The following is a 9511-nucleotide window of genomic DNA, read 5'->3' as shown; positions in this document are numbered from 1 at the left end:
TAAGTAGTAAGTAAAGATGGTGAAATCATGAATCGTATAGAAGAAGAAGTAATCGAACAAGTTAGAAATAATACAGACATTGTTGATGTTATCAGTGAATTTGTTCAGCTTACAAAGAGAGGTAGAAACTTTTTCGGCCTTTGTCCATTTCATGGTGAACAAACCCCATCTTTTTCTGTCACTCAAGAAAAGCAAATTTTTCATTGCTTTGGCTGTGGGGCTGGCGGAAATGTAATTACATTTTTAATGGACATTGAGAATCTCTCATTCCATGAAGCAGTTAGTAAACTAGGTAGCCGCCTTGGAATGCAGATTGAACATAAGGCAACCCAAAACTCTGAAGAGAAAGCACCGGTCTCCAAAGAAGTATCTCTTATGAAAAAAGCGCATGAATTTGCTAGCGAATATTTTCATCATCTTTTACTTCATACGGAGGAAGGAGAAAATGCATTACATTACTTACAAGAAAGAGGGTTTTCTACCGAACTCATCGAAAAGTATAAAATAGGATGGTCATTGCCTAGCTGGGATGCCCTAACTACCTTATTAGAGAGAAAAGGTATGGATTTGCAAGAAATTGAGAAAACTGGACTTATTATTAGAAAAGAAAATGAATTGAAGTATTTTGACCGCTTTCGTGGAAGAATTATGTTTCCTGTTTTCGACGAAACTGGCCATGTAGTTGCGTTCTCTGGAAGGATTCTTGGTAAGAAAGAAAATGAAGCCAAATATTTAAATAGTCCTGAATCCCCTATCTTTCAAAAAAGCCAGATACTCTATAACTTAGATAAAGCTAGACTAGACATTAGGAAAAAACGCAACGTGGTTATTTTTGAAGGCTTTTTAGATGTTATATCGGCGTCTAAAGCGGGTATAACAAATGGTGTTGCAACTATGGGAACAGCATTAACGTCTCAACATATAACCAAGCTGAATAGATTAACCTCCAATGTGACCCTGTGTTTCGATGGAGACAAGGCAGGGATGGAAGCAGCAAAAAGAGCAGCAATCTCTTTACAAGGGCAAAATATTCAGACAGAGGTTGCTATTATTCCGGATGCTATGGATCCAGATGATTATATTAAGAATTATGGGGAAGAAGCTTTTAAGGAGAAAATTATTGAAAAGCCCCATTCTTATCTTTCATTTATGATGATTGTTTCCAAAAGAGATAAGAATTTTAATAACGAAAATGATACCCTTCAGTATATTCAAGAAATATTGGAAATACTGAGTGAGAGAAACTCTTCTGTAGAAAGGGATCTGTATATTCGACAGCTTTCTCAGGAAACAAATGTATCCGAAGAAGCTATCTATCAACATTTACGGAAAATACAGGGGAAAAAAGCAAGAGACACTAAAAGTAGTAATCATAGCAACAATTCAATTCCTTTAGCTGCTCCTCAAGAGCTGCCTAAAAAGAAACGAACACTGTCAGCTGATGAAAGAGCAGAAAGAATCTTATTAGCACATATGCTCCATAATCCGCAGGTAATTGACATTGCAATTAGAGCTATAAGTGATGGCCCATGTTTTATAAGGGACGCATACGAAGCTGCGTACGTTCGTTTGATGGGGTATTACGAAGATTATCCGGAAGGTGACTATCAACGGTTTTTAGAAGTATTAAACGACGGTGAATTAAGGAAAATAGTAATGGAAGCTGCGCTCTCAGAACGTGATCCAGAACATGAAACTGAGGAAGTCATGGACTGTTTGCGCCATATTAGAAAATACCGGATTGAGCAGCAAATTGGGCAAAAGTTACATGAAGCTAAAGAGGCTGAAAAAATGACGGATATAACTAAAGCGCTCCAACTGGCACAAGAAGCCATTCAGTTAAAAAAATCTTTAGTAAATTTTCAATAATCATCCGGTAGTAAAAGGAGGAATTCTTATGGCGGACAAGTCTGAACGTACAAAAGAAACGGACATCGAATTATCATTATTAGAAGCAAAGAAACAACTGATTGAGTTAGGTAAAAAGAATGGTGAGGTAACTTATCATGATATAGCAGATAAATTAGCGTCTTTCGATTTAGAATCAGACCAAATCGAGGAATTCATTGATCAGCTAGAAGGCAAGGGTATTGAACTTGGGCGTAAAGCTGGAGATGAGGAAGATTTAGATCGTTTGATGAAGGGTAAGGAAGAAGAAACTTTTGACCTTAATGATTTAAGTGTTCCTCCAGGTGTTAAAATCAATGATCCTGTACGTATGTACTTAAAAGAAATTGGTCGAGTAGATCTTTTAAAGGCATCAGAAGAGATTGCACTTGCTGAAAGAATAGAGCAAGGTGATGAAGAAGCGAGAAAGCGTCTAGCAGAGGCGAATCTACGTCTAGTTGTAAGTATTGCGAAGCGATATGTTGGTCGTGGCATGCTTTTCTTAGATTTAATTCAAGAAGGAAATATGGGTCTTATTAAAGCAGTAGAGAAATTCGATCACAGAAAAGGCTTTAAATTCAGTACGTATGCAACTTGGTGGATTCGCCAGGCCATAACTCGTGCAATCGCAGACCAAGCAAGAACTATTCGTATACCAGTGCATATGGTTGAAACTATTAATAAGCTGATTCGTGTGCAACGTCAATTACTTCAAGACTTAGGCCGTGAGCCTTCTCCAGAAGAAATTGGAGAAGAAATGGATCTTCCAGCAGAAAAAGTTCGTGAAATTTTAAAAATTGCTCAAGAGCCTGTTTCCTTAGAAACACCTATTGGGGAAGAAGATGACTCACATTTAGGTGATTTTATTGAAGATGCCGATGCACAGTCACCATCGGATCATGCAGCTTATGAGCTTCTTAAAGAGCAATTAGAAGATGTACTAGATACTTTAACTGACCGTGAAGAAAATGTACTCCGTTTACGATTTGGTTTAGATGATGGACGTACAAGAACACTAGAAGAAGTAGGGAAAGTTTTTGGTGTTACTCGTGAACGTATTCGCCAAATTGAAGCGAAGGCTTTAAGAAAATTACGCCATCCTTCTAGAAGCAAGCGTTTAAAAGATTTCTTAGAATAATCAAGAGACATCCTGATAAAGGGTGTCTTTTTTACAGTATTTTTTAGTGCCTTATTTCTCCTGAAAAGTGGGATTACCCATCTCACTTTCCTTTTTATTTCAAGATGTTCGTAAAAATGCACTTGAAACTAGCCGAAAAGATTAGTATAAAGAGATATAAGGGAAAAGAGGATGGATATGTCTATTCAACGAAAAAAAGTAATATTGAATGAGATTGCTTTTTGGAAGCAAAACAAGCTACTTCCCGAGCATTACTGTGATTTTCTTACAGCTCTTTATGCTCAAGGGGAAGGAGAGGGAACTGAAATAATCAACGAAGCTATACTAGCAAAGGAAGCGAAAAAGTCAAAGCTGAAAGTAATATCTGCTACTTCCATTATAAGTCTCATTACGCTCGCACTTTTAGGCTCACTAGTTTTCATAACAACTGCCATTATAATACCTATTATTTTATCGGGAATTGCAATTCTAGTTTTTACGTACATATCTATTAAAAAGTTTAGTAAAAGTTCAATCTTATCACCCTTACTATTAGTATTTTCTGCGTTATTACTATTAGGAATTACTTTTAAAATATGGGAAGCTTTTTTTATAACTGAGCCTACTACACTAGTAATTATGATTGCAGTTAACTGCATATTATGGTTATTTTCTGGCTTACGATTGAAGCTAATTTATTTTACTATTTCCGGTATTGTGGGACTCTTATTGATATTTATATACATCTCTATTGCATTTTTTACATAGAATACAATTTTTAATGATTGAAATTTCACGTTACCAGTGGAATTTCATTTTTTTTTAGTTAATGAACCTAATCATGTACCTAAGCAATGGGATAATGGCTTATCGGGTGTTCCATAGAGCTGCTGACTGGAGTGGAAATCAATTTTACTTTCTGTGAAATGTATGTAGATTTTATATTTCTCTATTGGAACTATAAGATTAATAAAGAAAAATAGATTCAAATTCGTTTTAATATGATTATTTACATAATCTTTTGTATAATAAAAAAGTAAGCGTTTTTATTTACAAAGGGGATGGAATAAAATGAATTTTGATTTAACGCAGGAACACCAAATGATTCGCAAAACGATTCGAGAGTTTGCTAGTGAGGTTGTAGCTCCCGGAGCAATTGAGCGAGACAAAACGAAGGAATTTCCAAAAGAAATCTTTAAACAGTTAGCCGACATGGGGATGATGGGCTTACCGTTTTCAGAGGAGTATGGTGGAGCAGGAGCTGATACAGTTAGCTTTGCTATTGTGACTGAGGAATTAAGTCGTGCCTGTGCATCAACCGGTATTACCTATTCAGCTCATATATCACTAGGTGGTGCACCGCTAAACTTGTTCGGAACAGAAGAACAAAAACAAAAGTACTTAGTTCCAATTTGTACGGGAGAATCTTTCGGTGCTTTTGGATTAACGGAGCCAAATGCTGGATCAGATGCTGGAGGTACTCAAACAACTGCAAAAGAAGAAGGTAATGATTTTGTTATAAATGGAAGCAAGGCGTTTATTACAAACGCTAGTTATGCAAAACATCTTGCACTGACTGCTATCACAGGTATGCCAGATGGTAAAAAAGAGATTTCTGCTATTATAGTTCCAACTGATGCAGATGGTTTTACAGTAATTGATAACTATGAAAAAATGGGGTTAAATGCTTCCAACACCACTGAACTAGTAATAGAAAATGTTAGAGTACCTCAAGAAAACTTATTAGGTAAACGAGGAAATGGTTTTAGACAGTTTCTAGTTACATTAGATGGTGGAAGAATTGGAATAGGTGCAATGGCAGTAGGGATTGCTCAAGCTGCATTTGACCGAGCATTACAATATTCCAAGGAACGTAAACAATTTGGAAAAACATTATCAGAGTTTCAAATAACACAGTTTAAACTAGCGGATATGGCAATGAAGATTGAATTAGCAAGAACAATGGTGCATAAAGCTGCTTGGTTAAAGGACCAAGGACGTCCGTTTGGTAAAGAAGCATCTATGTGTAAACTATACGCTTCTGAAATCGCAATGGAGGTTGCTGATCAGGCGATTCAGCTTCATGGCGGATATGGATATATGAAGGAATATGAAGTGGAACGCTATATGAGAGATGCAAAATTACTTGAAATTGGAGAAGGTACTTCCGAGGTCCAACGAATGGTAATAGCTAGACATATTGGTTGTTAAACATTAAAAATATGTCGATTTTGTCACAAAGCTATAAAACTTTCTTCAATAACACTTTTCGTTTTCGACACAATGGAGTACAATATGAGTGTTGACTAATTCTATATTAGAAAAGATTGTATAAAAGAAGGAGGGTTAACTATGCAAAAGAATCCAATTATCCCATTTATACTTATTATGGCATTTGGTATCGGTTTAATTTTCTTCCTATCTATTGATGGAGTAGGTAATAAAGCAGAAATCGCTGAGTCACATGAAGACGGAGAATCCGCTGAAGGTGGAGAAGAAGCTACTGCTGGTGAATTCGATCCTGAAGCACTTGCTCAAGGAAAATGTATCAGCTGTCACGGTAACACTTATGAAGGTGGAATGGGACCATCATTAGTGGGTACAGCATTGTCTGAAGATGAAATTAAAGACATTTTAGCTAATGGTAAAGGTTCAATGCCTGGTGGTTTAGTACCAGAAGCAAACCTTGATGAAATGGCTGCTTGGGTCAAATCTCTAGGTGAATAAGATTTTAAGAAAAGACCTCTAGATTCTTTTTAAGAATCGAGGTCTTTTTTTATTTTTGTTATAATAATGGTGAGGTGTATAAAATGAATGCAAAAAACTTATCAGATAGACTAAAAACTGTGGCGTCCTTTGTCGAACAGGATACAATTTTAGCGGATATAGGAAGTGACCATGCTTATCTTCCATGTTACTTAGTCCATCAATCCATAATCTCTAAAGCAATTGCTGGAGAGGTAGTAAAGGGACCATTTGAATCTGCAGTGAAGCAAGTGAAAAGTGAAGGCCTGGAAAAGCAAATTGAAGTGCGTTTTGGAGATGGTCTGCAAGTGATTGAAGACGAGGACCAAGTGGGCACCGTTACAATTGCTGGGATGGGTGGTCCGTTAATTGCTTCCATACTAGAAGCAGGTAAGCATAAACTTACTAACGTTCACACGCTAATTCTTCAACCGAACATTCACGCAAAAGCAATTAGAGAATGGGCCATTAAAGAAGGCTGGAGTATTGATCAAGAAACAATTTTGGAGGAGCATTCCAAAATTTATGAAGTAATTGTACTTAAAAAAGCAAATATGGTGCTTAATGAACAGGAGCTTTTATTAGGACCAATTTTAATGCAAAGCTGTACAAGTGTATTTCAGAAAAAATGGTCAGTCGAAATGAAAGAGTGGGAAAGAATATTGACTCAATTAAAAAATATTCCACCATCTCCGGAAGTTTTACAAAAAGTAGAGGAAATAGAGAATAAAATCTCGTTAGTGAAGGAGCTGTTGTAAACATGAAGCAAACCAATGGACAACATCTTATTTCTATCTTTGAAGAATGGGCACCACGCTCCTTAGCAGTAGAGGGAGATTCGGTAGGTCTTCAAATCGGTAGATTAGATAAGCTTGTTACGAAGGTGCTTGTGACATTAGATGTGAACGACGAAGTGGTAGAGGAAGCAATAGAGCAAGGGTGTCAGCTAATTATTGCTCATCATCCTCCTATTTACAGTAAGCTAAAGAATATACGTACAGATATGCCACAAGGACGTCTGTTTGAAAAACTGATTAAGCATGATATTGCTGTATACGCTGCTCATACGAATTTGGATATAGCTAGTGGAGGCGTTAATGATTTATTAGCTGAAGCACTAAAGCTAGAGAATATTTCTATATTAGAACCAACTACCTCCGAAAACTTAATGAAGCTTGAAGTATTTACTCCTAAAGAAGCTACCGAAACTGTTAGAAAGGCTCTAGCAGAGGCTGGAGCAGGTAATATAGGGGATTACAATAGCTGTAGCTTTACAAGCTCTGGAGAAGGCCGTTTTAAGCCTGAGGAAAGTGCAGAGCCTTATATCGGAAAGGTAAATGAGTTAGCGGTTGTGCAGGAAGATAAAATTGAGGTAGTGCTGCCGGCTTCAAAGAAAAATAAAGTGTTAAGAGCATTGCTTAATAACCATCCATATGAAGAACCTGCATACAATATGATGAAGCTTGATACAAAGGTCAATGAAATGGGACTAGGAAGAATAGGATTGTTACCAAAAAAAGTTTCTTTGGCGGATTATGCAAATACCGTGAAATCATTGCTAAACGTACCTTTTGTTCGAGTCGTTGGACCGCTAGATAAACCAGTTCAAAAGGTGGCAGTACTAGGCGGAGACGGTAACAAATATATTTCAATAGCTAAAAGGGCAGGGGCAGACGTTTTTATAACCGGGGACCTATATTTTCATATTGCACAAGATGCGTTAGCGATGGGACTTGCCGTTATTGATCCTGGCCACCATATTGAACAAATTATGAAAATTGGCGTTGCAAAATATATGCAAGCGGAGTGTCAAAATAAAAAACTGGACTGTGAATTCATCGCTTCTAAGATATCTACAGAACCTTTTAAACTTATTTAGTAAAACATACACAAAAAATAAAGCTTCGAAAATTTTACTATTAGTAAATTTTCGAAGCTTATTTTTAGAGTATCTTTTAAATCGACCTCTATATAATCAAGTTACTTTGTTAGTTAACTGTATATGGCTCTATTCTAGTAACTGGTTTTGGAACTTTAATTTTTGGTAGAATTTTCTCAGGAAGCACTTTTTTCGTTGTATCATGAGTTGTAGGATCATTTGGATCGTATTTCTCTAGAAACTGTATAACTTCCTTTACTATTGGTGTTGGCGTAGAGGCTCCGGCAGTCACTGCTACATGAGTTACATTGTCCAGCCATTCTAGTTTAAGATCAGATATATCGCCAACTCGGTAAGATGGAGTTCCTGCAATTTCCTCTGAAACTTGTGTAAGTCTATTAGAATTGTTACTCATAGGGTCACCAACAACGATAAGTAGCTCTGCTTCTCCTGCTTGCTCTGCAACCGCTTCTTGTCTCACTTGAGTAGCAAGACAAATTTCTTTGTGTACCTCAATGTCAGGAAATTTCTCTTTTAGCTTCTCCATGAGATGAACAACATCCCATTGAGACATAGTCGTTTGATTTGTTACTAATAATTTTGTGTTAGAAAGGGAAAGACTTTCGATATCCTCATTTGTTTGGACAAGATGGACTTTAGTTGGGGCAACCCCGATCGCCCCTTCAGGTTCAGGGTGACCTTTTTTCCCGATATAAATAATATCATAGCCTTCTGCAGTTTTTTCTTTTATTAGATCATGGGTAACGGTAACATCAGGGCATGTGGCATCAATGGATACTAATCCTTTTTTGCGAGCTAATTCCTTTACCTCTGGTGAAACTCCATGTGCAGTAAAAATGACCGTTCCTGTATCGACCTTCGATAGAATATCTAAACGATTTTCTCCATCTAAAGTAATAATTCCATCCTGCTCAAATGCATCTGTTACATGTTTATTGTGAACAATCATTCCTAATATATAAATTGGACGTGGAAGAGATGAATCCATTGCTGCATTCCTTGCAATAACCATTGCATCCACCACACCATAACAATATCCTCTAGGCGAAATTTTTTGTACAATCATCTTTAAGAAACTCCCTTCAATACGAGCATACTCATATTATAGCGGAGGTACGAGATGATTACAAAATATTAAAATGGTGGCTGGAAAATTCGCGGTAAAGAAACACCGCCTGTAGAAGCTACCGTACTAGCTACTCGGGCAGCAGCCGGAGCTGCCGCTGAAGCTGCTGTAGTCGCAGTAGCCGCTGCTGTTGCTGCAGTTGCAGCGCTCGCTGCGGCACCTGCAGCAGGGGCAGCAGAGAATCCACGGTAAAGTCTTAACAGAGCAGGGACGTTTTGAAGCATTGGAGCCCATTGTTTAACCATAGGTGTAATTTGCTGTGCAGTATTTATAAACTTATCAGCTGTTTGCAAATAAGTCATGGTTTTACTGCTTAATCCTCCAGTACTTGCTGCCGCTGCACCCGCTGCTGTAGCTGCGGCACCTGCCGTAGCGGCTCCTTGAGCGAATCCTTGCGGCCCAGGACCGAAATTAGGCGGGCCTCCTGGATTAAATCCTCCTGCACGTGGAGGGCCTTGACCAAAATCATTTGGAACCGGTGGACCTCCTTGGTTAAATCCACCAATTGGTGGAGTAGGAACAGCATCTGCAGAACCACCATTGCCTTGGAATTGTCTTATAAAATTTGAAATTGGTCCACTCGCTTGCCCACTTGGTGCTTGATTGAAATTAGGTGGAGGAGGGGGCGTGTTTTGGAAAGAATTTGGATTGCCAAAATTAGAGAAATTGTTTCTTCTCTGAGCAAATGGATAAAATGATTCATAGCGCAATTTATTTCTCATCTCCTTTCGAACAA

The 9511-nt window shown here is 37.8% G+C and carries 9 protein-coding genes; 7 read left to right on the top strand and 2 right to left on the bottom strand.

Annotated features, from left to right (window positions below):
* The first annotated feature begins 27 nt into the window (after nt 1-27).
* The 7 genes from dnaG to AC06OU_RS07770 all read left to right on the top strand — a co-directional run bounded on the left by dnaG (nt 28) and on the right by AC06OU_RS07770 (nt 7628).
* Entirely contained in the window at nt 28-1869 is a 1842-nt protein-coding gene (gene dnaG / locus AC06OU_RS07800; RefSeq protein ID WP_475855061.1) for a DNA primase, read from the top strand.
* A gap of 28 nt (nt 1870-1897) precedes the next feature.
* The gene (rpoD, locus tag AC06OU_RS07795; RefSeq protein ID WP_169358075.1) at nt 1898-3025 is read left to right on the top strand and encodes an RNA polymerase sigma factor RpoD; all 1128 of its coding nucleotides are present in this window, start codon (nt 1898-1900) and stop codon (nt 3023-3025) included.
* Between the two features lie 177 nt (nt 3026-3202).
* Nucleotides 3203-3772: a hypothetical protein gene (locus tag AC06OU_RS07790; RefSeq protein ID WP_475855059.1), complete on the top strand. Its 570-nt coding sequence runs from the start codon at nt 3203-3205 to the stop codon at nt 3770-3772.
* A gap of 303 nt (nt 3773-4075) precedes the next feature.
* Nucleotides 4076-5215 carry an acyl-CoA dehydrogenase family protein gene (locus tag AC06OU_RS07785; RefSeq protein ID WP_475855058.1) on the top strand — a complete coding sequence of 380 codons (1140 nt, stop codon included), beginning with the start codon at nt 4076-4078 and terminating at the stop codon, nt 5213-5215.
* A gap of 141 nt (nt 5216-5356) precedes the next feature.
* Nucleotides 5357-5731 (top strand): cytochrome c550, encoded by a 375-nt coding sequence (gene cccA / locus AC06OU_RS07780; RefSeq protein WP_475855057.1) that lies wholly within the window; start codon nt 5357-5359, stop codon nt 5729-5731.
* An 83-nt stretch (nt 5732-5814) separates the two neighbouring features.
* Entirely contained in the window at nt 5815-6507 is a 693-nt protein-coding gene (locus AC06OU_RS07775) for a tRNA (adenine(22)-N(1))-methyltransferase (protein WP_475855055.1), read from the top strand.
* Between the two features lie 2 nt (nt 6508-6509).
* Nucleotides 6510-7628, top strand: a complete 1119-nt coding sequence (locus tag AC06OU_RS07770) for a Nif3-like dinuclear metal center hexameric protein (protein ID WP_475855054.1) — start codon at nt 6510-6512, stop codon at nt 7626-7628.
* 109 nt (nt 7629-7737) lie between these two features.
* Here the strand turns inward: AC06OU_RS07770 and AC06OU_RS07765 are convergent, their stop codons facing one another.
* Together AC06OU_RS07765 and vrrA are read right to left on the bottom strand one after the other, a co-directional pair.
* On the bottom strand, nt 7738-8715 hold the full coding sequence (locus tag AC06OU_RS07765; protein WP_340883226.1) for a 4-hydroxy-3-methylbut-2-enyl diphosphate reductase: 978 nt from the start codon (nt 8713-8715) through the stop codon (nt 7738-7740).
* A gap of 68 nt (nt 8716-8783) precedes the next feature.
* Nucleotides 8784-9511: VrrA/YqfQ family protein (gene vrrA / locus AC06OU_RS07760; protein WP_475855053.1), on the bottom strand; the 728-nt coding region annotated here is incomplete at its 5' end.

Source organism: Psychrobacillus sp. (assembly GCF_056205495.1).
Note: the sequence above shows the minus strand (reverse complement) of the source record. Positions and strands in the feature narration are given on the sequence as shown.

Excerpts from the sequence above, each read along its gene's own strand:
- dnaG (WP_475855061.1), top strand. The coding sequence starts at position 28 with ATGAATCGTATAGAAGAAGAAGTAATCGAACAAGTTAGAAATAATACA.
- rpoD (WP_169358075.1), top strand. The coding sequence starts at position 1,898 with ATGGCGGACAAGTCTGAACGTACAAAAGAAACGGACATCGAATTATCA.
- AC06OU_RS07790 (WP_475855059.1), top strand. The coding sequence starts at position 3,203 with ATGTCTATTCAACGAAAAAAAGTAATATTGAATGAGATTGCTTTTTGG.
- AC06OU_RS07785 (WP_475855058.1), top strand. The coding sequence starts at position 4,076 with ATGAATTTTGATTTAACGCAGGAACACCAAATGATTCGCAAAACGATT.
- cccA (WP_475855057.1), top strand. The coding sequence starts at position 5,357 with ATGCAAAAGAATCCAATTATCCCATTTATACTTATTATGGCATTTGGT.
- AC06OU_RS07775 (WP_475855055.1), top strand. The coding sequence starts at position 5,815 with ATGAATGCAAAAAACTTATCAGATAGACTAAAAACTGTGGCGTCCTTT.
- AC06OU_RS07770 (WP_475855054.1), top strand. The coding sequence starts at position 6,510 with ATGAAGCAAACCAATGGACAACATCTTATTTCTATCTTTGAAGAATGG.
- AC06OU_RS07765 (WP_340883226.1), bottom strand. The coding sequence starts at position 8,715 with ATGATTGTACAAAAAATTTCGCCTAGAGGATATTGTTATGGTGTGGTG.